We start from the raw sequence: 25,082 nt of genomic DNA on the forward strand, positions 1-25,082 counted from the left end.
GGCGTCGTGCCGAGGAGCAGCAAGGACGACACCGCCGACGACAGCGAGCACGTCGACGGACGCCGCGCGCGCGGCGAGAAACGGCGCGCGGAGATCATCGAGGCCACCCTTGCCGTGGTCACCCGCGACGGCGCGGCCGGCGTCACCCACCGCACGGTCGCCAAGCAGGCCGGCACCACGACGTCCCTGAGCACCTACTACTTCGCGACCCTCGACGACCTGCTCGTCGCCGCCCTCACGACGGTCGCCGACGCCTACACCGCCCGCATCCGCGACATCATCGACAAACCCGGCGACAAGCTCAGCGGCCTGGCCCACCTCATCGCCGAGTCCGCCGGCTCCGGACGTGAACGCGCCCTGGCCGAACGCGAGCTGGCGACCCTGGCCGCCCGCCGCCCCGCACTGCGACCCGTGGCACGACGCTGGCGGCAGAACATCGCCGAACTCGCCACCACGCTGACCGACGACCCCGCGGCCATCGCCGCCCTCGTCGCGGCCTCCGACGGGCTGTGCACCGCGATCCTCCTCGACAACGTTCCCGCCGACCCGGATCACATCCAAGCCGTCCTGCAACGAGCCGTCCGCAACTGAGCCGGTGGCCGAGGAGGGATGCCTCATCGCGACCTCGTCACACGGGTGGATGCCGCTGTCGGCCAGTCTGGCCGCCGCCGCGTCCAGGTGGGCGCCCAGCCAGTAGCCGCCGACGGCGATGTTGCGCTCGCCCAGGATCCTGGGGTCTATGGGGGCGGCGTCGGCGCCGAGCCGGAGGACCAGGCCACGCTTGTCGGGGGTGGAGGCGGTGCCGATGACCCGTCCAGCGTCGAACTCCTTGGCCGGCTGGATCGCCAGGTGCCGACGCCTCCGGCGGCGGCGTCGACGACGACGGTTTCGCCGGGGCTGACCCGCGCGGCCGTACGCAGCAGGTGCCAGGCGGTCAGGCCCTGGACCGGGAGGGCGAGTGCGGCACTCGCGGAGGGGTCCTCGGGGATCTCGGCCGGGTCCCGCACCAGCGCCTTGGTGGCGAAGGCGCCACTGGCGAAGGCGAGCATGCGGCGACCGTCCGGGGCGCGGCCGACGACCTCGCCGCCGGGAATAAACGGCAGTTGGAGCGGCAGGTTTCGGCGTCGGCGAAGTTGGGACCGGCGGCCTCGACGTCAAGGGGGATCTGGCCGGGGCCCGGCGTCGGGTCGGGAAGGTCGGCGGGGGTCAGGACATCGGGTTCGCCAAGGCGTTCAGCAATCATCGCTCTCATGCCGTAAACGCCAGGAGCCGCACGGTTGCGCAGGTGGGACGAACCCGGCCGGTGGCCAGAGCATAGGGGAGCCCCCGACAGAGTTGGAGCGTGTTTGGGCGCAGCGCTACCCCTCAGACCCGACCGACGCCCAATGGGACCTCATCACGCCTCTGCTTCCCGAGCCCAACAGCGGCGGCCGTCCAGAGAAGGCAGGCCGGCGTGACCGAGGCCCTGCTGCGCGAGCTGCGCATCAAGGCCCGCCGCCAGGACGGCCGCGACGACGAGCCGTCCGCCGGCATCATCGACTCCCAGAGCGTCAAGGGCGCCGACACCGTCGGGCGTGACAGCCGCGGCTATGACGCCGGTAGGAAGGTCAACGGCCGCAAGCGGTTCATCATCACCGACACCACCGGCCTGCTGGTCACCGTCGCGGTGATGGCGGCGAGCCGACAGGACCGTGACGGTGCCAAGACCGCCTTGCTGTCGGCGTGTCTGACGACCCCGATCCGGCACGTCTTCGCCGACCAGGGGTTTGCCGGCCGGTTGGTGGACTGGGTCCGTGACACCCTGCTTACAACGTTGGAGATCGTCCGCAAGCCCGCTGATCAGCGAGGCTGGCGAAGCGGTAGGGGGAAGTCATGAGGGAACGCTACGAACGCCGGCGCGCCGCCGGAATCGGGTGACCGTCTAGTCCGTGGCGGAGCAGTTCCTAGTCACTTGTCCGATACCGGAGGGATGACCGGCCTCTCTATCGTTCGTGACAGATATCGCTGCTGATGGGAACGGACAGGACCGCTGTGAAACTGATGGAACGCCTTGAGACCTCCGTCGAGCTGACGTCGGTGAGCAGACACTACGCACACGGTGTCGTCGCACTCAACGACGTGAGCGTCGGCTTCCGCCAGGCCACTTTCACCGCCGTGATGGGCCCGTCCGGCTCAGGGAAGTCGACCTTGCTGCAGTGCGCGGCCGGGCTGGACAGACCCACCTCGGGCCAGGTCATGGTGGACGGCAGGGACCTGACGAAGATGAGCGAGCGGAAGCTGACCCTGCTGCGCCGCGACCGGATCGGGTTCGTCTTCCAGTCGTTCAACCTGCTGCCGTCGCTCACCGCCGCCCAGAACGTGGCGTTGCCGCTGCGGCTGACCGGCCGTCGTCCCGACCCTGAGTTGGTCAGGCACAGCCTGGACGCGGTCGGGCTCGCCGACCGCGCGGGACACCGCCCCGCCGAACTGTCCGGCGGGCAGCAACAGCGGGTGGCCGTCGCGCGGGCGCTGGTGACCAGGCCGGCCGTGCTGTTCGCGGACGAGCCGACCGGCGCCCTGGACACCAACACCAGCAGGGACGTGCTGCGCCTGCTGCGCGGCCTGGTCGACCTGCACGCGCAGACGATCGTGATGGTGACCCACGACCCCGTGGCCGCCGCGTACGCCGACCGAGTGCTGTTCCTGGCCGACGGCAGGATCTGCGGAGAGCTCCCCGACCCCACTGCCGAGGTCGTGGCCGCCCGGATGCTCCTGCTGGAGGAAGCATGCTGACCATTGCCTTCAGCACCCTGCGTACCCGCATGGTGTCCTTCGCCGGCACGTTCCTGGCCTTGGCGCTCGGCGCGGCGCTGATGGCCGCGATGGGGCAGGTCCTTGCCACTACGGTCGGCTCGCCGGAAAGGGGGCCGCAGCGCTATGCCTCGGCCCCCGTGGTAGTGGTGCCCGACGACCGGCTGAGAGTCGAGGGCCACCTGGGCGAGACCAGCGCCCCGTTGGCCGAGCCGCGCGGACTGCCGGCGAGCCTGGCCGGACGCTTCCCCGACGCGGTCGCCGACCGGGTTTTCGCCGCGCAGCTCGCCGGTGGCCCCGCCGCCGTCGGGCGTCCCTGGTCCGCCTCACGCACCGCGCCCCAGCGGCTTGTCGAAGGCGGCGCGCCGGCGGGGCCACGGGAAATCGTCGTGAGTGGGGGAGCCCGGGTCGGCGACCTGGTGCGGGTGGTGACGGCCCAGGGCGCGAAACCGTACACAGTCGTGGGGGTGACGACCGCGCCGGGCACCGTGTTCTTCAGCGACGCGGAGGCGGCCAGGCTCTCGTCGCGGATCGACGCGCTGGCGCTGTGGCTCCCGCCGCAGGAGGTGCGCGCCGCGGTCGGGAGCACCGCCAGGGTGCTGACCGGGCAGGATCGAGCTCTCCTCGACCCCACCAGGGACAGCGACGAGCAGGCGAGGAACAACGCCGGCACGATTGTCGGCATCGCCGCAGGGTTCGCCGTATTCATCGCGATCTTCGTGGTGTCCTCGACGTTCGCCTTCGCGGTCGTGCAGCGCCGGCGCGAGTTCGCGCTGCTGCGCACCGTCGGCGCCACCGCGGGTCAGGTACGCAGGATGCTGTACGGCGAGGCCGGAATCGTCGCTGTGATCGCGGCGGCGACCGGCGCCGTCATCGGCCCCTTCCTGGCAGGTCCGATCCTGGACTGGCTGGTCGGGCTGGGGATGGCACCGAGCTGGCTGGTGCCGAGCACCGACACCTGGCCGTCCGTCGTGGCCTTCACGACCGGCGTGGTGGTCGCACTTTCCGGGGTGGCGCTCGCGGCCGGGCGGGCGGGGCGGGTGCGTCCGGCCGAGGCCATGCGCGAGGTGGCCGTCGAGCCGCGAGCGATGACGTGGGGCCGCTGGGTGGTGGGCGCGGCCGTCGTCGGGACGGCGCTGGTCAGCATGGCTGTGACCGCCATCGGCGACCCGGCAGGAGCGACGAACAACAAGTCGTTCATGCCGATCGTGATGCTGCTGGTCGCCGGTGCGGGGATACTCGCCCCCGCCCTGGTGCGGCCGGTCACCCGGCTCCTGGCCGCCCCGATGGACCACCTGCGCGGCGCGGGCGGAACCCTGGTGCCCGCCGCCGCCGTCGCCTCCGCCCGGCAGACCGCCGCGGTCGCCGCTCCCGTGCTCATCGCCGTCGGCCTGGCCGCCGCGCTGCTCGGCGGCGCCGCGATGACCGACACCGCCAAGGCCGCGGCGCAGGCGGCTCCGGTGCGCGCCGACTACCTGGTTCTCCCCACCGGTGGCGCAGGACTGGACCGCAAGCTCGTCGAACGCCTGCGCGCACTTCCCGGCGTGGATGTCGCGGTCACGGCGCCGACCAGCCTCTACACCCTCGAAGGCGACGCCGTGCTCATCCAACGCCCGGCCGAGGCCGTCGACCCGGCCCGGCTGCCCGCCGTACTGGATGTGGCGCTGACGGCGGGGTCGTTCGCCGATCTGGACGATGACGGCATCATCGTCTCCGAGACCTGGCAGATGAGGCTCGGTGCGACCGCGAAGGTGTGGCGCGCGGACGGCAGCAAAGCCTCACTCAAGGTCGTCGGACTGCTCGGCGCCGACGCACCGGCCGATTCCTACATCACCCGAGCGCAGGCCCGCTCCGCGCCGACGGCCGCCGCCTACCTCAAGCTCCGTCCGGGAGCATCACCGGCCGCCGTTCGGGCGGCATTGGAGCGCGCCGTCTCCGGACACAACGCGCGAGCCGTCACCAAGGCGAGCTGGGTGGCGGAGACCAGGGATCGGCGTGGCTCGGCCAGCAGGCTCGGGCTGCTCGTCGTCCTCGGCATCATCCTGGCCTATGCTGCGATCGCGCTGGTCAACACGCTGCTGATGGCGGCCTCCGGCCGCAAGGCCGAGCGTGGCACGCTGCGCCTGCTCGGCGCGACCCACGACCAGGTGCTCCGCTACGCCGCGGGCGAGGCTCTGCTGGTCGTCGCCATCGGCGTCGTCCTGGCCGCGGGTGTGGCGGCGGTCAGCCTCGCCGGACTGTGGGCTTCCCTGGTGCAGCTCGCGGGGCCGGTCTCGATCAGCCTGCCGTGGTCCTCGGTCGCCGCTGTGGCTGGAGGATGCGCGTTCCTCGGCGTACTCGCCTCGATTGTGCCCGCCCTGCGACGCCCTCGCTAGTTCTCACCGAGGTCGAGTCGGGCCAGCTCCACCCTGGAGGAGACGCCCAGCTTGGGAAAGGCGCGATAGAGGTGGTAGCTGACGGTCTTGGGGCTGATGAACAGGCGAGCACCGATCTCCCTGTTGGTCAGCCCCGTCACGGCCAGCCGGACGATCTGCAGCTCCTGGGGCGACAGGTCGCCGCGCCTGTCGGCGGGAACGGACACGGCGCCGCTGTCGCCGGCCGCGCGCAGCTCCCCGGCCGCCCGCTCGGCCCACGGCTGCGCGCCTAGCCGCTGGAAGATCTCCACCGCGGCCCGCAGGTGCGTGCGGGCATCCCTGTTGCGGCGCTCGCGGCGCAGCCACTCGCCGTAGAGCAGCTCCGTCCTGGCCCGCTCCATAGGACGTTCGCGCGGCCCGTGCAGCCGCAGGGCGGTCACGAAATGCTGCTCCTGCCCCGACATCAGAGCCCTGCAGCGCGCCAGCACGGCATCGGCCCAATCCATCCTGGCGGCGGCCGCCCACTCGGCGAACCGGGCCAGCGGTTCCGCCGCCCGTCCGGGCTCACCGGCCCGCACAGCGGCCTCCACCTGGTCGGCGGCGAAGTAGACGGCCTGGTTCTGGTGGCGTACCGGCCCGGCCTGAGCCTCCTCCAGCCGGTCGAGCACCAGCGCGTGCCGGCCGCGGCTCAGGTCGAGCATGGCCAGCGCCCACTCACCCCAGGCCATTCCGTGCACGATCCCGGTCAGGGCGAACTGATTCCGGCACCGGACGGCCAACTCCGCACACCGCGCGTCGTCGCCCTGCACGGCGGCCAGCCAGGCCAGGACACCCTCCAGATAGCCGGTCCGGTGGGGCTGGCCGCTGTCCAGCGCGATCCGCAACCCCTCCTCAGCATCGGACATGGCGCTGCGAAACCTGTTCAGGTGCAGCTCGGCGGAGGCCAGCGTCGCGTACGCGATCGGCAACCACCCGGTCGTCCCCAGCGAGCGGCACTCCTCGACGAGGGCGGCGCAGATCTCCTGCTGCGCGGGGAAGTCGCCGACGAGCCCCGCGACGAACGCGGCGTTGAGACGCAGGCCGTACGAGCCGCGTTCGATGCGGCGCGCGTCGGTCACCAGCGGCCGCATGGCGGGCAGGGCCCTGGCCGGGCCCGCGATGAGCGACTCCGCGCGGGCGGCGACGGCCGCCACGGCGGAGTCCAGCCCGTGTTCCGGGCCCAGACGGAGCTCGTGCAACCGGTTCGACGCCTCTACGAGCAGCGCGGGGTCGCCGAGCTGCGAGGCGTTGCGTGCCGCGTCCACCAGCATGAGCCCGGCCGCGCCCGGGTCCAGTTCGGCGATGCGCACGGCCCCCGCCAGGAGCTGGTCGTGCGCGGTGTGGACAGCTCCGCGCTCGAAGGCGATCCTGGCGCGCAGCCCGGCCAGCCGAGCGGCGGGACGAGGGGCGTCGATCAGGGGAGCGGCGCGTTCGGCCAGCTCCTGGGCCCGCTCGGGCGAACCGGCGTCCGCCGCGGCCACGGCGGCCTCGGTGAGCCGCCTGGCGAGCTGAACGCGGTCGGCAGTCAGCTCCGCGGCCCGTTCGAGCGCGGCGGCGGCGGCCGCGTGCCCCTGCCGTTCCCTGGCCCGTTCCGCGGTACGTTCCAGCGCGGCCGCCGCGTGCTCGTCGGGGCCGAGCGCCGCCGCGGCCAGATGCCAGGCCCGCCGGTCCTCCTGGTCATGCAGCACCTCGGCCAGCGCGCGATGCACGGCGAGGCGCTCGTCCAGGAGGCCCACGTGGAGGGCGGCGGCCCGCATCAGCGGGTGCGCGAAGGTCACCGTGCCGCCATCGACCGCGACCAGACCTTCGGCGGCGCCGAACGCCTCCGGGCCGACGCCCAGCGACTCGGCTCCGCGCAGGACGACACCCAGGTCCCCTGTGCCCTCGACCGCGGCGACCAGGATCATCAGCCGCGTCTGGCGCGGCAGCGCGTCGATGCGGGCCCCGTAGGTTTCCTGGATGCGGCGCGGCAGAGGCGCGGGCGCGAGCCGGTCCCCGGTGCGGGGCAGCTCGATCAACGCAAGCGGGTTGCCGCCGCTCTCCGCGAGAACCCTGGCCCTCACCGCGTCGGCCAGGTCAGGGTCGCAGTCGCGCAGCAGCGCGGCGGCAGCCTCAGGGGCCAACGGCCGCAGGCGCCGTTCCGGCAGGCCGGGCGCGCGGAAGCCGTCGCGCGAAGCGAAGATGAACGCGATGCCCTCGGCGTCCAGCCGCCTCGCCGCGAACAGCAACGCGTCGGCGGACGCCCGATCCAGCCAGTGGGCGTCGTCCACCAGGCAGACCAGCGGGCCCTCCTCGGCGAGCTCCGACAGCAGGGAGAGCGTCGCCAGGCCGATCACGAAGCGGTCCTCACCCCCGCCCGCGCCAAGACCCAGCGCCCCGCGCAGGGCCGCCGCCTGCGGCTCGGGCAGGGAGTCCACCCGCGCCAGAGCGGGACGCAGGAGCTGATGCAGGGCAGCGAACGGCAACTCGGCCTCGGTCTCCACCCCGGCGCACCGCAGGACCCGCGCGTCGGCGGCCCGGCCCGTCACATAGGAGAGCAGCGCGGTCTTACCGATCCCCGGGTCTCCATAGATGACGAGAACCCCGCTTCGCCCAGCCCGCGCGCCCTCAAGTACCTCGTCGACAGCACGCTGATCGTCATCCCGCCCCCGCAGCATGGAAAAACTGTAACGGACGACGACCGAGAAGCTTGTCGCGGTATATGCGCATATCGCCAGGGTGGAGAGGGTTCCGCAGGACCAGCCGACGCCGGCATCCCGACCCTCCACCCGCGTCACCCGCCGCTCCGGTACGAGATGCGATGTCCTGCGGCGGTCAGGCAGGTGCCCGCCGCCCTGGGTGGGTGGCGGGCACGGATTCGGGTCCAGGGGTCAGCGCAGGGGGAAGGCGCGGGTGGTGGTCTGTTCGACCTTGTTGCCTTCGGTGTCCCAGGCTTCGGCCTTGAGGGTTACGGCGCCCTTCGTATCCGCGAGGGCGGGGTAGGTGAGTGTGGTGGTGTAGATGCCGGTAGCCACCCGGCGGACCTTGGCGTCCTTCCAGGTCTGGCCATCGTCGGTGCTGTAGGCCAGCTTCAGCCCCGCGACGGCCGGCATCCGCTCGGCCGACGGGGAATGGGTCACGTCGATCTGGAACGTGTGCCGGCCACCGGCCCGTACGGAGGTGTCCAGGGCCTGGGTGTCACGCAGGTCGTAGCCGACGAACACCAGCGGCTGCGGGTTGCACGAACCGGACGAGCCCATGGTCGGGTGGCAGGCGGTCGTGGGCGGGACGGTGTCCTCGTCACGGGCCCTGGAGTGGAAGGTCCAGGCGTTGACGGAGCCCGAGCCGCTCTGTTCGAGCCGGTAGACGCCCTCCTCCTTGGTCAGCGTGTACATCGGGAACGCGGCGCCGGCGACGCGCGGGATCTCCTTGCCGTCCCTGAACAGCTTCGCGTTGGTGTTGACGCTGCCGCCGGTCATGGCCAGCCGCCCGTCGCCGGTCACGAAGGTGTAGGCGGGCAGGAACGTGTCGCCGCGCCGGCACATCGCGCACAACACCTTCTCCTCGACGCCGGGGACCTGCGGGATCACCATGCCGCCCGGGGTGCCCGGGCCGGTGCCCCAGCGCCTGGTCTCCCTGCCGGGCTTCTCGATCGTCGTCTCCAGTCCCCAGGTCTTCGTGTCGGTGCCGCTGACGGTCCCCTCGCGCAGCGTGTCCGCGCCGGACAGGCTGAAGTACTCGATCCGCCTGGAGGGGGCGGCGAAGTGGAAGGCCGTCGAGAACGTGACCCGCTCCAGCGGCTTGCGGCTGTGCCAGATCTCCATCTGGTTGTCGAGGCTCATCGGCGTGTGGTAAGCGGTGTCCACGGCCCGCAGGCCGCTGTCGGTGAAGCGGTAGACGGGGTCGGGGACCCTGCCGTCCTCGTACTTCAGGAGCTGGTAGGTGTAGTCGATGATCGGTTGGCTGGTGATCTCCAGCGTGACCCGGCTGGCCGCGAGCTGGGCGCGGAGCTGGTCACCGACGGCCTTGAAGATCTGAATCACCGGCAGTTCCGGCTTTTCGTCCCCGCTGGGCGGGGCGGGGATCGAGCAGCCGGGGTACACGCGGTTGGCGAAGAGCACGACCCCTGCGGCGCCCGCGGCCTTCAGCGCCTGGAGACGCTCGAGTTCGATGAGGCAGGCGTCATCGGGGTCGATCGTCATCAGCGCGAGCTTGCCGCGCAGGTCGCCCTTCGGGTTCGCGCCGCCGCCGACGTACGCGAGGTCGTAGCGGCGGGTGCCGGCCGGGAACGGGATGTCCCAGCCGAGGTCGAAGCTCAGCCCACGGTCGAAGTACTCATAGGTTCTGGCGTCGATCGTGTACTTCCGCGGGGACACGGCGCGCACGGCCAGTTGCGGGTTGGCGGCCGTGGCCTGCACCGAGAACAGCAGCTTCCCCTTGGTGACCTTCTTGGTGGGGCTGATGTACCAGTCGTTCATGCCGAGGGCGCCCATGTTCCCGGACGACAGCGAAGTGCCGTCCCAGGCGGTGCGCACGAAAGAGATGGTGCCTCTGGCGTGCCGCCAGTCGATCGGCTTGGGCGTCTGGACGCGCAGCAGCACGGCTTCGCGGGCGTCGAGGGTGATCTCGGCGCCCTCCTCCGGCACGACCACCTCGGGGTCGTACAGCTGCGCGACCGGAGGAGGCCCGCTGTCGGTCGTGTTGTGCTGGATGCCGGCCTGGACGCTGTAGGTGCCCGGCTCGACCATGTAGCGGTAGACGCCGTCGCTGACGAACTCGGCCGAGCTGACGCCGTAGGTGTCGGGGACGTCGACCGCGCTCGCGTCCACCCAGGTCACCACCGGCGAGGGCGGGTTGCCGTACCTGTCGATGAGGTGCACGGTCAGCGGCACCTTCTTGGGCCCTCGGCGCAGCCCCACCGGGGTCGTGACGTGCGTACCGGACGGGCCTGTGGCGACCACGGCGCCGGTGTAGCCGCCCTTGGGCAGGCCGTCCGGGCGCAGGGTGACGGTGACGGACGCGGTGCCGCCCGCCGGGACGGTCACCGACGGGGCGCTGAACGTCAGCGCGTCCTTGGCCTCGCCCAGGGTGGCGGCGAGGGTCAGCGTCACCTCGGCGGCGCCGTCGTTGGCGTAGGTGACGGTCTTGTCCACCGTGTCGTTCACGTCTACGGGGATGACGCCGTAGTCCAGGTTCGGCGTGGTGGAGACGACGGCCTGGGAGACGGCCCTGGCCACGTCGACGCGGCCGGCGCCCTGCTCGTAGGCGGAGTATCCAGCGTCCTTGGCGGTCGACATCAGCGCCGCCTTGAGCCGCCGGCCGTCCCAGGACGGATGTTCCTGGGCCAGCAGCGCGGCCGCGCCCGCGACGTGCGGGGTCGCCATCGAGGTGCCGTTCAGGCTGGTGTAGAGGGCGTCGGCCGGGCTGCCCAGCGAGGTTCCGGCGGCGCGGGCGGCGACGATGCCCACGCCCGGGGCGGCGATGTCCGGCTTGAGCGCGCCGTCCACGGCCCTCGGCCCGCGGCTGGAGAAGCTCGCGAGCCGGTCGGACTTGTCGGTGGCGGCGACCGTCAGCGCGGACGCGGCGGCGCCGGGCGCGCCGATCGTCTCCTTGCCGGGGCCGTCGTTGCCCGCGGCGACCACGAACAGCGTGCCCGTCGAGGCGCTCAGGTCGTTGACGGACTGGGACAGCGGGTCGGTGCCGTCGGTGGGGTTGCCGCCGAGGCTCATCGAGACGATCTTCGCCTTCTCCTCGGTGGCGGCCCACTCCATGCCGGCGATGATGTCGGAGGTGTCGCCCGAGCCCGAGTCGCCCAGCACCTTGCCGATGACGAGCCTGGCGCCGGGGGCGACGCCCTTGCGCGTGCCGTCCGAGCCCGCGCCCGAGCCCCCCACGGTCGCGGCGACGTGGGTGCCGTGGCCGTGGTGGTCGGTCACCTCCTGGCCCTCGACGAAGCTGCGGCTGTCGGCGATCCGGCCGGCCAGGTCGGGGTGGGTGGCGTCGACGCCGGTGTCCAGCACGGCGACCGTCGTGCCGGAGCCGTCGAAGCCGGCCTTCCACGCCTCGGGGGCGCCGATCAGCGGCACGCTCTCGGCCAGGTCCGCCTTGACCTTGGCGTCCAGCCAGACCTTGCCGACGCCGCCGGCCAGCTTCGTCCTGCCATTGGCCGAGTCGCGCAGGGTGGCCCAGAACTCGTCCGCCTTCGCCTTGTCGACCGTGAGCGCGGCGCCGTGGATGCTCGGCAGCGACCGGGTGGTGGTGCTGTCGGGCAGGGCGCGGGCGGTGCTCTTCTGGGTGCCCTGGTACTGGACGATCAGCGGTAGGCGGTCGGCCGTGCCGTCGGCGTAGCCGTTCTCGGCCAGGTAGCGGACGTCGAACAGCTTGAGGTCCAGGACGCCCGCGTCGAGGGCGGGCTGGGCGTCGTCCGGGATCACGAAGATCCCCTCCGGGCCGGCCTCGCTGCGGAACAACGGGGTGTGACCGTCGGGGCGGCGGACGGCCTCGGGGGTCGCGGTGTAGCGTCCGTCGCCGTCCCTGGCGAGGTGGACGGTGTCGCCGGTGATCAGGGTGAGCTTCCATTCGCCGCCGGCGGCCCCGGGGAGCGTGACGACGCCGGTGTCGCCCTCGTCGGGCGCGGCGAGGGCCGTCGCCGGGGTGAGCAGGCCCGCGGCCAGTGCCGTTACGGCCGCGCCCGCTAACACGCGCGGCCACGGCCGCCTTCTGGTGGTTGGCATCGGGGGTTCTGCCTCTCTCCTCATGCGTCGACCCAGCCCTCTTCGAGTTCGGCCTCGGGTTCGGCCTCGGGCTCGGGTGTGTCCTGCTCGTCCTTCGGATCGGGCTCTTCGGGCATGCGCCTAGCGTCACAGGAGCGACAGATGGCTACCTATGGGGCAAACACCCCAATAGTCAGGCGTCGAGGCGGTGCGCCAGCCCCGCGCGGGAGCGCAGGCCCAGCTTGCGCATGGCCGACCCCAGGTGCTTGTCCACGGTCTTGGCCGACAGGAACAGCTCCTTGGCGATCTCCTTGTTGGTCAGGCCGGTGGCGGCCAGCCTGGCCACCGCGTCCTCCCTGGGGGAGAGCGCGGACCCGTAACCGCGCGGGCCGCCGCGATGCCGGGCCGGTACGGGCAGGCCCCAGCGCCTGCTCAGCCGGCCCGCCCGGTCGAGGTCCCAGGCGGCGCCGAGCCCGCCGTACGCGTGCAGGGCGGCCTCCAGCATCGACGCCCCCCGCTCGTCACCGGCGGTGAGCAGCAGCCCGGCCGCGTGCTCGCGCGCCTGCGCCGCCTCGTACGGCGCCCCCAGCCGTTCGTACGACGCCGCCGCGTCCATGAAGCGCACGGCGTCGGCGGACAGGAAGCCCCGCGCATGGCCGAGCGCCGCCCGCGCGAGCGGCGCGTCCAGCGCGGCGAGCTCGCCTTCGAGACGTGACACCAGCTCCCCGGCCTCCTCGACCCTGCCGAGCCCCACCAGGGCTTCGACCAGCGCGGGAACCGCCCGAACACCCACCGGCCACAACCCCTTGGCCGCCCACAACGAGAACGCCTCGCCGGTACGCGCCACGGCCTCCCCGGCCCGGTCCTGTGCGACGGCCAGCCGCAGCAGCGCGCTCACCGGCAGCGCGAGCACGTCGGCCGCGCCCGTCTCCAGGTTCGCGCGCACCAGGTCGTCGAGCCGCGCGGCGTCGGCCCGCCCGCGCGCGAGGGCCAGGCAGCCGGACACGGTGTCCGCGGTGAGGCGGAAACTGGGCAGGTCGGCGAAACGCACCCGTAACGCTTCGAGCTCGTCCGCCACGCCGTCCCAGGAACCCCGGCAGTACGCCAGAGTCGCCAGGTTCAACCGGCACCTGGACTCGATCAGGCCGGTGACGTCGTGCTCGGCCGCCTCGGCCAGCGCGGCGTCCAGCAGGCGGTACGCGGTGTCGTGATGTCCGGCCAGGCAGGCGACCTCGCCGATCGAGTCGTAGGCCACCACCTCCCACCGGTTCGTCGGACGGCCGCCGGTCCGCGCCACGACCTGCCCGGTCAGGCTCGCCCCGCGCGGGTCGCCGACGAGGGTCAGCACCATGGCGACCTTGCCGAGCACGGAGATGCGCCGCTCGGGCTCCGCGATCACGGGCAGCCGTTCGAGCGCCAGGTCGAGCCAGCGCAGGTGCTCGGCGAGCGGGACACCGGGCGTTCTCGGCATGCCCAGGCCCACCATCGCGTACGCGGCCAGCACCGGGCGGTCGGCGAGATCGGCGACCGCCTCGATCATGGCCTCGCGGATGAGCTCCGGCGCGGCACCCCCGGCCTCCAGCTTCAGCCCGATGAGGTAGTTCAGCTCGCCGCGCGCCGGTCCGGGCGGCTGGCGGGCGGCGGCGGCGCGCAGCAGGCCGATGAGCTCGTCGGCGCCCAGCGCGTAACCGCCCGCCCAGCCCAGTTTCGCCGCCAGCCTGCCCTCGCGTTCCGGGGCGAGGGGCGCGTGCCGAAGGACCGCCTCCAGCAGGCGTTCGGCCTCCGCGTCGTTGGCGAGGGCCACGGCCCGGTCGGCCGCCTCCTCCGCGGCGTCCACCCACGCGTCGTGCTGACCGGCGTGACGGTGGTGGTGGGCGATCTGGCCGAGCGGCGTGGGATTCTGCCGCGCCACCGCCTTGGCCGCGCGGACGTGCAGGTCCTGGCGTCTGGGCAGCGGGATGCTCCCGTACACCGCCTGGACGGCCAGCGCGTGCCTGAAGCCCGCCGTACCGGCGTGCTCGGCGAACAGGCCGCGGTCGAGGAGCTCGTCCAGGCCCTCGTGGGCGTCCTGCTCCGGTACGCGGCAGGTGGCCACGAGATCGGGCACCGGCACGGCCACCCGCAGCACCGCCGCGGCCTCCGCCACCGCCTGCGCGTTCGCGCTCAGGCCGCGCACCCGTTCCAGTACGGAGTCGCGCACCCCGGCCGGTACGCCCAGCTCGTCGAGCGTCTTGCGCGCCCACCTGGTACCGCGCTGGACCAGGACGCCGCGGGCCCGCAGCAGCGCGACCAGCTCCTGGATGGCGTACGGCAGGCCCGACGTACGCTCGCACAGGTAGGCGGCGAACTCGTCCGACACCTGCGCGGTGCCCAGGATCGAGGCCGTCAGCTCGTTCGTCCGGGCGGCGTCCAGCGGGGCCAGCACGAGGTGGGCATGGGCGAGCTCAGGACGTAACCGCGCGGTGAGCGCCCGCAGCCCGGGACCAGCCTCCTCACCACGGAACGTGAGCACGAGGACGAGCCCGGGCGGCGGGTCGGCGAGCAGGTAGCCGAGGAACTCGACCGTCTGCTCGTCGGCCCAGTGCAGATCCTCCAGCACCAGGACGGCCCGGCCGAGCGCGGCGAGCAGCTCCGCGAGCCCGCGGAACACGCGATGCCGCAGCCCGGCGGGGTCGTCCAGCGGGCCGGGCTCGGCCGGGAGGACGGCGGCGAGCTCGGGCAGCAGCGGGCGCAGCGCGCCGGTCACCGGCGACAGGCCGCCCTCGGGCAACCTCCCGGCCGCGCCGCGCAACGCCTCGATGACGGGCCCGAGCGGGAACGGCTCCCGAATCTGCGGGCACCCACCGACGAGCGGCGGCCGATCAGGCGGCTCGGCGACGGGCGACGGCCGGTCACGCAGCTCGGCGGCCAGTTCGCTGACCAGCCGCGTCTTGCCGATGCCGGCCTCGCCCTCGATCATGACGACGGCCGGGGGACGCCGCACCGCCGCCCGCAGCCGCCGCAGCTCCGCGTCCCGGCCGACGAGGACGGGCGAGACCACCCGCTCCGCCGTCATTTCGGCATCGTCCATAATCGAGCCATTGAAGCGCCGCCCGCATGAAATGTCACGTCTGTCTTACCTGGCGGCCACCCCCATTGGGCTCGGCCGCCGCGACGAGGGTGGCCGCGGTCCGTCCTGGCCGACTCCTGGGCGGCGAGGTGTACGCGATCGCGGCCACCGCCCCGCATGACGGCAAGGGCGACCTGCCCGACAACCACCACTGGGCCCCTGCTGTCCCATCCCGAACACGGGGACCTCCATCTGCCCGACCCGGTCAGGTTCGTGCCGCAGAACGTCTACGGCATGGGCCGGGGTGCAGGACGCACCTACTCCAACCAAAGGCAAGTCCGCGACGCCGGCCATGCGCCTCCCGGCGGGGAGAGTCCCTCCAGCAGCACGGACACAACAGTGCGGTTGTGGGACACCGTCACCGGCCAGCCCTTCGGTCAGCCCCTGACCACCCGCGCCAGCGAGCAGGTCGGCGTGTTTCTCTCCCCGCGCATCAGACGCCGCCCTTAGCGGGGTGCAACTGAACCGATCCGCTGCCGATCGCGGTCAGAATCCGCAGATCCCGGTGTGCGGAGGTTGTCGTAAACCGTGACCTTCACGGGTGGGGTGGGCATCGGGGGTGTTTCATGACCGCCCAGCCTTGACCAGGCAAGTCACAGCAAGATCAACGCCGTTTGGGGCTCATGACACGCTTCTTACCGGCACCCCAACATGAACCGGCACTCTTTGGTGCCCAGATCGACGTTCTCCGGCAGCGACACCACCGTGATGCCGCGGTCGCGCAGCTCATTGACCGTGGTCAGCACGCGCCCCGCTGAGCGGAAGATCCAACGGATATGCGCCTGACCTGCATCGACGGGCTCCGGGGCAGCCGTCCCGCGATGGTGTTTCTCAAGGAGTTCCCGCAGGTCAGCAGCAGCACCGTTGGATTCTGCTCCATTGCTACCGGGACCCCTTGACGATGGGCGGGAGGTGGCGCTGGACCGGCTTTTCGCGTACTACCCGCGGCGTACGCGGCTCCCGCTTGGCTGCGGGCGCTTCCCGGCCAGGAGACGCCCGAGATGTTCGTTGACCGAGCTGCCGCGCCGGCTTGGTTCGACACGGAACGCCTCAAACCTGGTCGCCGCCACACGCCCACCAGACTGGTCGTCTCCGCGCCGTCATCACACCCTGGTGGAGTGCTTCCAGGTGTATGGGGCCTGGCGTCGACACCTCGGCGACATGCTCACTGTCACGGGCATCGCGCTGAACGCCGCCCGGAGCTGGACGACCGGCACGGCGAAGGTCAGGCGCTGGGCAACCTCGGCCGCCAAGTAGCCGTTCGCTAGCCAGTTTCCCTCCGAGTGACCCAGAGGTTCCCCTGGCTCAGCACCCAGACCTCGTGGGTGCCGGGACGCTGGGACAGCCGCATGCCCAGCCCGAAATCCTCCTCCGTATCGGGTAGCTTGATCGGCTCGTGACGCCGGCCGGTGACGTGTTCGAGGGCGGTGTCGTCGAGGGAGGTGAGCCAGACGCCACCCTGCCCATCCGGGGCGAGGTCGGCCTCTCTGTCCGGCAGTGCCACCCTGCCCGTGTGCCATGACCAGGCCGAGCCGTTCCAATGGGCCAGGACCTGCCGCCCGGGCTCCGACTCGTCGCTCGCGTACCAGGTCCAGGAGGCGGCCACCCAGACGTCATCAGGCCCGGTCGCGACCATGCTGTCGCACGCGAGCCAGGCCCTCGGCTCTCCCTTCGGATGGGGCAGCGCCAGGTCGGGAACGCGCTGCCACCGCCCGCGATCCCATCGTGCGAGCTGGATGCGATGTGCACCCTGGACTCCCGCCGCCCAGAGCGCGCCTCCCTGCCCTCGCGCGAGCACGTCAGCCTCCGCAACCGGTGTGTGAGCGGAGAGCTTCCCCTTGGTCAGCCGGACGGTTCTCCCCCGGGAGTCGATGAACCACGGATCGGTGCCGCTGACGGTCAGCGCCTTGGTCTCCTCGGCCGGGTTCTCCGTTCGGACGGTCCGCGCCTCCCATCCGCTGCCGTTCCATCGAGCCACGCAGGACACCTGGTCATCCTTCTCCAGTCGCTTGCCGTACACCCACAGGCTGCCGTCCTCGGTCACGTCGACCTTGGACAGGTGGTCCGAGCACCTCCGCGGCGGAGCGACCACATGCCACGTACCCGCGTCGTACCGCCACACCTTCCCCCGGCGCTCGGTGTCGGTCGTGACCAGGCACCCCTGCTCCTTGTCCAGATGGGGCTTTACCGGCACCTCGGCCATGCCGACCACCCATACCGTCCCGTCCCGCTTGACCGCCAGGTCGTCGGGAAACCCGTCCTTGACGGCTTTGGCGAGCTGCCAGTCATCGATGTGATCGGTGTAGGCGGTCTTCTCCGGCCCCGTGGGCGGCAGCTGGCCGTCACAGATGGGGGTGGATGTCGGCTTTGCCAGGGCGGTCGGGGACGGTGGGGCCGCCGCCGGCGTGGCCGAGCAGCCGCAGAGGAGGATCGACACTCCTGCCAGCACGGCCGCACGCAAGGATCCGGGCATCGGGCCACCCTACGTCCAAGATGGACAAACTTCACACGGTCTTGATCGAGCCGCCCGCGCCTTCGCCGAGTCCGGCGCCGCGGTCACCCTCGCCGACATCAACGAGACCGCCCTGAGCGCCGCCGAGTACCGTAAGTGCGGAGTGCTGCTCCTGCGTCACGGCTAATCCTCCGCGGGCAACCCGATCACCTTCAGCCGGGCGGCGAGATTCCTCAGCCTGCCCAGACGGGGACGTCCCCGGTCCAGCGCTACGGCCGGCAGGCGGCTGCGGGCCTGCAGTCCGATGCTCAGAGGATCCTTGGCGTCTTTGGGGACGGTGGCAGACGGGACGGGGCCCTGCCACGGGCCCCGCGGCCAGGGCGCGGCCGTGGGCGGGGGCGTGCTCGGGGTCGCCCAGCCGGATCTGCCGACCCTGGTGATGCGGCACCACCGGGGTCGAGACTGGTAGAAGCCGTTGATCAAGTGGTCTGTATTCGAGCCGGTCACCCTGATCTCGTTCACTGTGAGTGGTCATTCGGGGCGTGGCGGTTCCAGGTTCCCGCCTGCGTCAGCCGCGACTCGGGTGGTGGTTTTGTCGTGGAAGCCGAGGGCGCTGGCAATGACCAGTGCGGGGGCCTGGAGGACGAGTTGGCGCAGTCCTGCTGGTCGTGCGGTGCCAGTGAGGAATACAGCGAGGCGTAGATGTTCGCGGAGCGTGCCGGGGTTGGTGGGTTGGTCGGCTCGGCGGCCAGGGAAGAGACAGCGGGTGTGGGGGTTGGTGGCGGTGTTCAGATGGGGGCAGATGGCCGGGACTGCGCCTGTCGAGAATTACGTCCATGCTGGTCAAGCGGCATGCGACGTATGGTCAGGTTGGTGATTCGTCCGAGGTCTGTGATCGGGTCCGGGGTGGTACGCAGCGGGGCGGCTTGGTTCAGGGCTTGGTGGGCTCGGTGGTGGTTGTAGAAGTGTTCGTACTCGCGCAGGGCGTGCCGTAGGTGGCGTTCGTTCCAGACGAGGCAGCGGTCGAGCAGTTCGTGACGGCAGGACTGCACCCATCGCTCCATGATGGAGTTCATTCGCGGCATCCGAATGCCGGTGAGCACTATGTTGATGCCGGCCTCGACGAGGACCTCGTCCATGAGCGCAGGGAACTTCCCCCAGGTGGTGGAGGCTCGTTCGGGTGCCAGGTCGAGGCCTGCCCTTTTGAGGGTTTCCCAGACGGTGGACGGTGCGCCTTTGATGCCGAGCGTGGTGAGCTCTCCGTGGATCCGCCGGTAGCCCCAGCTCGGTTCGGTGAGCGCCCGGGCCGCTGGGCTGGCAGGTACGGGCGTGACGACGTCTCATCAGGCCGCGGTGCCAGTGCAGGACGGTGTCCGGCTGGACGAGGAGCCGTAGCCGGTGTAAGGACTCGCGGGGCAGTGAGGCCAGGAGCGCGGCGAGAAGGGCCCTGTCTTCGGGCACGGATCGCACTCGGGTGTCAGCGACGAGTTGCCGATGCAGGACGGTGATCTGGTGACGCAGAACGAGAATCTCCACGTCCTTGTCTCGATCGCTCATGGGCAGCAACCGCAGCGCGGCGAAGGCGTTCGTGACAGTCAGACAGGCCAAGCGAAGCAGCACAGCGGATCATCCTGCCGTACCCGTTTCCGTCACCCGGGTGACCGGAACTCGCGTACACCAAGGCGAAGCCCTTGCAGAGCCATGACCTGGGCGGATGTAGTTATCGGCAGGCGCACAGCCCCAGTTCAGCACGTGGTCCCGTGCCCGGGCACCTGGCGACGACGCGCTACGCCAGCTGCTCGTGGACATCGCCGCCGACCCGGCCGCCGATCTGTCCGTCTCGACGATGGCCGACCGGCTGTCGATCAGTCCCCGGCACGTCAACCGACTCTTCGCTCGCGAACTGGGCACGCCTCTGGCCGTTATGTAGAACGCGTTCGCGTCGAAGCTGCCCGGATGTCGCTGGAAAGCAGCCGGGAGGGCGTCGACGTCATCGCCAGGCGGTGCGGCTTCGGCACCGCCGAAACCATGCGCCGCGCCTCATCCGGGATCGGTGACGACGTTGACCCGGTCGACTGGGTCGAGCGGCTTGATGAAGGCGTGCGGGGGTGCAGGCAGGCTGGTCACGCCCCCTGACGGTATGCGCCCGCGGGCGGGCGCATAGGCGGCTTGCGAACCTTCGGAACGCCGATCCTCACTGGCCGTTCCCGATGGGTGCCAGGTCTACGTCGTCGGGGGATCCCCGAACCTGGCACATCGGGCATCAGGGCCGCCCCGCGCAGAGGTGCGGGCGGTGAGGTGGGCGCTCGCCCAGGCGGACACGGCAGCCGAGGAGCATGTGGGCGGGTTGCGAAACGCGAGGAGGGCAGGGGCCCTTCCTACCTGCGGGCGCCAGGCTCGCTCTCCCTCGGTGAGGGCGCGAGCCTGGCCTTGCTCATGGTCCGGGCCGGGAATCCAGCACGGACCTCAGCCGCCGTTGCCGGGGTAGTAGTCGTCCTTCGGGGCGATCCCGCCGCTGTGGGGCCAGTAGTCGTTGCCCATGGGGGCGATCCCGCCCGAGCTGGGCCAGGGTTCCTCCTTGGCGGCTGCGGGGCCGGCGGCCATGGCGAGTCCGGCTGCGGTCAGCAGCCCGATCGCGGCCAGGTTGAGCGTCGTCTTGGTTATGTCGTCACCTCTCGTCACTCTTGATGTGTGATGTCCGCCCATGCCCAGGGCGGGCACGGATTCAGTGCGCAACGCGGGGCCGCCGCATGTCCCGCTGTTCCAGCCTGAGCCGGGACGGACATCTCATGGCTCTGCATCTGTCGGGCGTTGCACGTCGGCCAGTGGTCGGACTTCACCGTGCTTGGCCCGACTGTGGACGCCGTGTCCCGCTCGCTCACGTTTTCGCCATCCCGGTCCGCGCCACACGCCCGGATCGGGTCAGCGGCCTGGATGTGAAGGGCACCCAGGACAGGGGTGCGTGATCCGGCGTGGCCTGTTCGGCCCGGTCACGGCACAACCTGTCCGCGTCCTGGTACGTGACCGAGTCGGAAGGGACCGACTTCCGGATCAACACCAGCTTCCTGAACGGGTTTGCCGCCTACTCGTGGGTCCACCGGCACTAGCGGCTGCGCCGGGAACTAGCTGCATTGAGCCATTCCACCGCCGGTCCCGGAGGTGGTGACCTGGCTGAAGTGGATGTAGCGAGACCTGTTGGCCCAGGTGTACCAGCGGTTGTCGCCTCCGCTGGATTCTCCACGCACCCAGCAGTTCGGGAAGAGGGTCGTTCCCGCCCGGCACTCCGCGACGACGGTGTTGAGCTGGATGGAGGGAGAACTACGAATGATGCTGCCGTCGTACTTGCATGCGTATCTCAGGCTGGCGGCTGTGCTGGTCGAGGCTCCTGCGGGAGCGGTGGTGAACAGAACAGCGACGCCTGCCAGCGTTACGACGGCACTACCCAGACCTGCGGTCAGACGTCGGATCGGCATCTTTTTGATCACGATTTCCCTCTCGTCATTCGGTGAAGGAGGTGCGCTCGAGCAGGGGCATCAGGGCCCCAGTTTTGATGGCTGATGGATTGTCTGGAACCCCGACTCGCCGCCTGGACAAAACTTGATCACTTCCACATGGCTGGGTACGTTGTGCTGGTTTGCCCGTATTCGGGGATATGGGGGATCGTGTGGGACGTCGTGAACGGCCGGTCGATCCGGCGGACGGTCCGGTAGCCGCCTTCGCAGTGGAGTTGCGCAAGCTCCGGCATGAGGCAGGCGGGTTGTCGTATCGCGCGATGGCCGCGCGGGTGCCGTGTTCGGCCGCCACGCTGGCGCAGGCCGCCGCGGGAGACCGGTTGCCGACCCTGCCGGTCACGCTGGCCTATGTGCAGGCGTGCGGCGGGGACGTCGAGCAGTGGCGGACCCGGTGGGAGGAGGCCCTTGCCGCCGTCCGTGTGGCCACCGGCTCGGGCGGGGATGCGGCCAGGGCGCCGTATCGGGGGCTGGCCAGGTTCGAGACCGCCGATCAGGCGTACTTCTTCGGCCGGACCGCGCTGGTCGAGCGGGTGGCCGAGCTGGTGGAGGCACATCGTCTGGTCGTGGTGGTGGGCCCGTCAGGCTGCGGCAAGTCCTCGCTGCTGCGCGCCGGGCTGGTGCCGAAGCTGCGGCCGCGCACGGTGCGGGTGGTGACACCGGGCTCCCATCCGCGGGCGGCGCTGCCGGAGGCGGCCGCGGGGAGGGTGATCGTGGTCGACCAGTTCGAGGAGACGTTCACGCTGTGCCAGGACCCGGACGAACAGCGTGCCTTCATCGACGCCCTGGTCAACGCCGGCACCGGAGATCGGGGCAGCCGGGTGGTCCTGGCCGTCCGCGCGGACTTCTTCGACCACTGCGCGCGCCATCCCGCATTGATGGAAGCCGTCCGGGACTCCACGGTCCCGGTCGGCCCGATGAGCCGAGCGGAGCTGCGTGAGGCGATCACCAGACCGGCGGCGGCCGCCGGGCTGATCGTCCAGCGTGAACTGACCGCCACCGTCATCGAGGAGGTGGCGGGCGAGCCCGGCGGGCTGCCGCTGATGTCGCACGCCCTGCTGGAGACCTGGCGCCGCCACCACGGCAAGGCGCTCACCCTGGCCGACTACGAGGCCACCGGCGGCATCCACGGCGCCGTCGCCCACACTGCCGAGAACCTCTACGCCGACCTCGCCGCCGTCGAGCGGTCGCGGTTGCGCGAGCTGCTGCTGCGCCTGGTCACGCCGGGTGAGGTGGGCGCGCTGGACACCCGCCGCCCGGTACGGCGCGCCGAACTGCTCACCGGCGACCCGCACGACCCCGGTCCCGTCCTGCTCGAACGACTGGCCGCCGCGCGCCTGATCACCCTGGACGACGACACCGCCGACCTGGCCCACGAGGCGCTGCTGACCGCCTGGCCCCGCCTGCGCGCCTGGGTGGAAGAAGACCGCGAACGTCTGCGCGTCCACCGCCGCCTGACCGAAGCGGCCACCGCCTGGAACGACCACGCCCGCGACCCCGGAACCCTCTACCGCGGGCTGCAACTGGCCACCGCCCGCGAACACCTCACCCAGCACCTCGACACGCTCACCCCCGAGGAGCGGACCTTTCTGCAGGCCAGCTCAGCCGCCCACCACGGCGCACGCCGCCGAAGCCGCCTGCGTACCTTGGTCCTGTCGGTCGTGGCAACGCTCGCGCTGGTGGCGGCGTCGCTGGCCTGGCAGCAGAACACCGTCAGCAGCAGGCGGCAGCGCGAGGCGTATGCCCGCCAGATGATCGGCACCGCCGAGAGCCTGCGCCAGTCCGACCCGCGCCTGGCCATGCAGCTCAGCCTGGCCGCCTGGCACCTGGCCGACCTACCAGAGACCCGCGGCGCGTTGCTGACCGCGAGCCGGCAGGCCCAGCAGGACACCTTCACCGACCCCGACCCCGACCTGGCCACCCTGCGCTGGCTCAGCACCGACGGCCGCACGCTCGTCAGTGCGGGCGCCTCCGGCGTCACGCGCTGGGATGTGGACAGCCACCGGACGATCTCCACCGCTCCCGGTCTCGCCGAGCGCCTGCCCGACGCCGCGATGGGTATGGGCGATGCCCGCTGGCTCCCTCTGCGGCATGGCCGATCAAACAAGCGGAACGTGACGCTGTGGGACATGACCACTGGTCGTCAAGAACCCTCGCCGTTGGACGCCGCCGATCAGGGCGTCGAGGTCACCCGGAGCGGAGATCACGTCATCACCTACCGTGCGGACGGCGCCCGCTACCGCGTCCGCCTGTGGGACCTTGCCACCCGGCAGGAGACGCTGCAGGTGAGCACTCCCCGAAAGAAGTCTGGGCCGCACGAACGGGGAGATGTCCGCCCGGTGGCCATGGCGCGCGCCCAAGGGCGGGAGGTCCTCGAATCCGGCGCTCCCGACGCCACGATCAGCGCGAACGGCAAGATCATGGCGCTGTGCGTGCCCGGCGCACCGATCCAGCTGTGGAACCTGGACAACGGCCGCGAGAGCACGGCGACATCTTGGGCACCGACACTCTCGGCCCGCCAGTGTCAGGAAGGGCGACTGTTCCTTGCTCCGGACGGACAACGCCTGCTACTGGCCGAAGACGGCCGGGTCCGGCAGTGGCACCTGCCCGACGGCAAGGAGGCCACTGCCCTCGCCACGCCGGGGGTGTATGAGGTCGGGTTCAGCCAGGACGGCTCCTTCCTGGCTACGGCCAGCCTCGATGAGCTCCTGGTATGGCGGTTGAGTCAGACCGATGCGCCCCTGTTCCGGCAGCCGCTAGGCGAGGAACTCGCGTTCGACCTGAGGATCGACCCGGCCGCCGGCCGAATCCGCTACCTGGCCGGGACGCTCAACAGTTCCATCTTCTCGACACTGAACACCGTCCGCACTCTCCGACTCAACGCCGTCTTCGACAGCGACTGGGGAGGCGGCCTGGCCATCGGCGCGACCTTCAGCCCCGACGGCCGCCGCCTTGCCACCATGTACGACAACCGCGTGGAGGTACGCGACGGCACCAGCGGGCAGCGCCTACCCGGCCCGCCGCCACTGCGCTGCTCGGCAACCATCACAGGCACGTCCGGATGCTGGGCGATCGCCGCCTTCCGACGCGACGGCCGGGTCCTGGCCTACAGCAACATGCTTCAAGCCCCGCTGCGCAGGGCATGGATGTGGGACCTTGACAGCCGGCGCGTCAGCGCGACCTCGCCTCCCCTGAGATTGGGAGGAGGTGGCCTCGCCTTCGCGGGCCCCGGCCTGCTGGTCACCACATCCACCGGCGATGTCCTCCGGGCCCAAATGACCACCGTCTGGGATCCGGCCAAGGGCCGCATTGCCGCGACCGTGCCTGTCATCGGCGGCCGCCTCGCCGTCGATCCCACCGAGCGTCTGCTGGTCAGTTCGAAGGGGCACGTCGCCGATCTCACCCCGACGGGAGTGCCAGTCCGCCGCGCGGGCGGAATCGGTGTGGCCAACGCGCTGGCCTTCAGCCCGGACGGACGCTACCTCGCCGTCGGCAAGGGGAGCGGGCAGACCGCGCTGTGGGACGGCAAAGTGCAACGCTACCTCGGCACGCTCACTTCCACGGCCTCGGCCGCGGAAGTGAGCGCCCTCGCCTTCTCCCCGGATGCGCGGGTGCTCGCCGTCGGGATGACCAACGGCGCGATTCAGCTGTGGGACACCGATACCCGGCAACCCATCGGAGCACCCGTCATGACTCCCGGCAGCATGGTCTTGGCCATGACCCTGCGCGACAACGCCCTGTACGTATCGGCCGGGCGCATCCCTTACCAGCGATTCGACCTCACTTCGGCGGCCGCAGCGGCCACCATCTGCCGACGAGCAGGCCAAGGCCTCACGCCGGAGAACTGGGCCACCTACTTTCCGGGCTACCCCTTCCAGTCCACCTGCGGCGACAACGCCACCCCTCCCGGAATTGCGCGACGAACGCTGAGATAGCGCTCTGCGAGGGGCGAAACTGGTGCTTCTGGAGTAGAGAAGACCAGGCCAAAGCGGCGTGATCGCGTTCAGAGCGGTCTGAGATAGTGATCCGTCCAAACCCAGGCTGCAGAGATTCACTACGGCTGCGGTCCTGTGATCTACCAGGCAGCGCGGTGAATCTCGCATGGACGCGAACGTCAGGCCCTGCTCAGTTCGGGCC

16 protein-coding genes are annotated in these 25,082 nt (G+C 71.3%); 7 read left to right on the forward strand and 9 right to left on the reverse strand.

Translation table 11 applies throughout. The features are described from left to right. Positions 1-6: 6 nt before the first annotated feature. A complete protein-coding gene (locus ACIA8R_RS45815; RefSeq protein ID WP_357703749.1) occupies positions 7-591 on the forward strand; it encodes a TetR family transcriptional regulator in 585 nt (194 codons plus the stop codon). Positions 592-737: 146 nt separating this feature from the next. On the opposite strand, the gene ACIA8R_RS45820 is transcribed toward ACIA8R_RS45815, so the two are convergent. Further along, positions 738-1,049, reverse strand: coding sequence for a hypothetical protein (locus ACIA8R_RS45820; protein WP_397044130.1), 312 nt, complete (start codon positions 1,047-1,049; stop codon positions 738-740). Positions 1,050-1,453: 404 nt separating this feature from the next. On the opposite strand from ACIA8R_RS45820, the gene ACIA8R_RS45825 reads away from it, so the two are divergent. The 3 genes from ACIA8R_RS45825 to ACIA8R_RS45835 all read left to right on the forward strand — a co-directional run bounded on the left by ACIA8R_RS45825 (position 1,454) and on the right by ACIA8R_RS45835 (position 5,165). Beyond that, the gene (locus ACIA8R_RS45825; protein WP_397044132.1) at positions 1,454-1,876 is read left to right on the forward strand and encodes a transposase; all 423 of its coding nucleotides are present in this window, start codon (positions 1,454-1,456) and stop codon (positions 1,874-1,876) included. A 164-nt stretch (positions 1,877-2,040) separates the two neighbouring features. Then, the gene (locus tag ACIA8R_RS45830) at positions 2,041-2,772 is read left to right on the forward strand and encodes an ABC transporter ATP-binding protein (RefSeq protein ID WP_352364994.1); all 732 of its coding nucleotides are present in this window, start codon (positions 2,041-2,043) and stop codon (positions 2,770-2,772) included. Beyond that, positions 2,766-5,165: an ABC transporter permease gene (locus ACIA8R_RS45835; protein WP_397044134.1), complete on the forward strand. Its 2,400-nt coding sequence runs from the start codon at positions 2,766-2,768 to the stop codon at positions 5,163-5,165. The genes ACIA8R_RS45830 and ACIA8R_RS45835 overlap by 7 nt, the downstream gene beginning before the upstream one ends. Here ACIA8R_RS45835 and ACIA8R_RS45840 read toward each other — a convergent pair. From ACIA8R_RS45840 to ACIA8R_RS45865, 6 genes are all read right to left on the reverse strand, one after another. Beyond that, positions 5,162-7,840 (reverse strand): ATP-binding protein, encoded by a 2,679-nt coding sequence (locus ACIA8R_RS45840; protein ID WP_397044136.1) that lies wholly within the window; start codon positions 7,838-7,840, stop codon positions 5,162-5,164. The genes ACIA8R_RS45835 and ACIA8R_RS45840 overlap by 4 nt on opposite strands. A gap of 213 nt (positions 7,841-8,053) precedes the next feature. Further along, on the reverse strand, positions 8,054-11,896 hold the full coding sequence (locus ACIA8R_RS45845; RefSeq protein ID WP_397044137.1) for a S8 family peptidase: 3,843 nt from the start codon (positions 11,894-11,896) through the stop codon (positions 8,054-8,056). 172 nt (positions 11,897-12,068) lie between these two features. Then, positions 12,069-14,945 (reverse strand): AAA family ATPase, encoded by a 2,877-nt coding sequence (locus ACIA8R_RS45850; RefSeq protein WP_397044139.1) that lies wholly within the window; start codon positions 14,943-14,945, stop codon positions 12,069-12,071. Between the two features lie 1,303 nt (positions 14,946-16,248). Beyond that, the gene (locus ACIA8R_RS45855; protein WP_397044141.1) at positions 16,249-17,457 is read right to left on the reverse strand and encodes a hypothetical protein; all 1,209 of its coding nucleotides are present in this window, start codon (positions 17,455-17,457) and stop codon (positions 16,249-16,251) included. Positions 17,458-17,488: 31 nt separating this feature from the next. Beyond that, on the reverse strand, positions 17,489-17,617 hold the full coding sequence (locus ACIA8R_RS45860; protein ID WP_364100491.1) for a hypothetical protein: 129 nt from the start codon (positions 17,615-17,617) through the stop codon (positions 17,489-17,491). Positions 17,618-18,224: 607 nt separating this feature from the next. Further along, complete coding sequence (locus ACIA8R_RS45865; protein WP_397044142.1) at positions 18,225-18,575, reverse strand: integrase core domain-containing protein; 351 nt, start codon at positions 18,573-18,575, stop codon at positions 18,225-18,227. Positions 18,576-19,237: 662 nt separating this feature from the next. On the opposite strand from ACIA8R_RS45865, the gene ACIA8R_RS45870 reads away from it, so the two are divergent. Both ACIA8R_RS45870 and ACIA8R_RS45875 read left to right on the forward strand, forming a co-directional pair. Further along, positions 19,238-19,366, forward strand: coding sequence for a hypothetical protein (locus tag ACIA8R_RS45870; RefSeq protein WP_364100497.1), 129 nt, complete (start codon positions 19,238-19,240; stop codon positions 19,364-19,366). Positions 19,367-19,392: 26 nt separating this feature from the next. After that, complete coding sequence (locus ACIA8R_RS45875; RefSeq protein ID WP_364100500.1) at positions 19,393-19,572, forward strand: hypothetical protein; 180 nt, start codon at positions 19,393-19,395, stop codon at positions 19,570-19,572. 330 nt (positions 19,573-19,902) lie between these two features. Here the strand turns inward: ACIA8R_RS45875 and ACIA8R_RS45880 are convergent, their stop codons facing one another. Continuing rightward, positions 19,903-20,118, reverse strand: coding sequence for a hypothetical protein (locus tag ACIA8R_RS45880; protein ID WP_364100503.1), 216 nt, complete (start codon positions 20,116-20,118; stop codon positions 19,903-19,905). A 440-nt stretch (positions 20,119-20,558) separates the two neighbouring features. Then, on the reverse strand, positions 20,559-20,921 hold the full coding sequence (locus tag ACIA8R_RS45885) for a hypothetical protein (RefSeq protein WP_364100506.1): 363 nt from the start codon (positions 20,919-20,921) through the stop codon (positions 20,559-20,561). A 272-nt stretch (positions 20,922-21,193) separates the two neighbouring features. On the opposite strand from ACIA8R_RS45885, the gene ACIA8R_RS45890 reads away from it, so the two are divergent. Beyond that, positions 21,194-24,880, forward strand: coding sequence for a hypothetical protein (locus tag ACIA8R_RS45890; protein WP_397044145.1), 3,687 nt, complete (start codon positions 21,194-21,196; stop codon positions 24,878-24,880). Positions 24,881-25,082 lie beyond the last annotated feature (202 nt).

This window comes from Nonomuraea sp. NPDC051191, from assembly GCF_044455665.1.
Lineage (GTDB): Bacteria > Actinomycetota > Actinomycetes > Streptosporangiales > Streptosporangiaceae > Nonomuraea.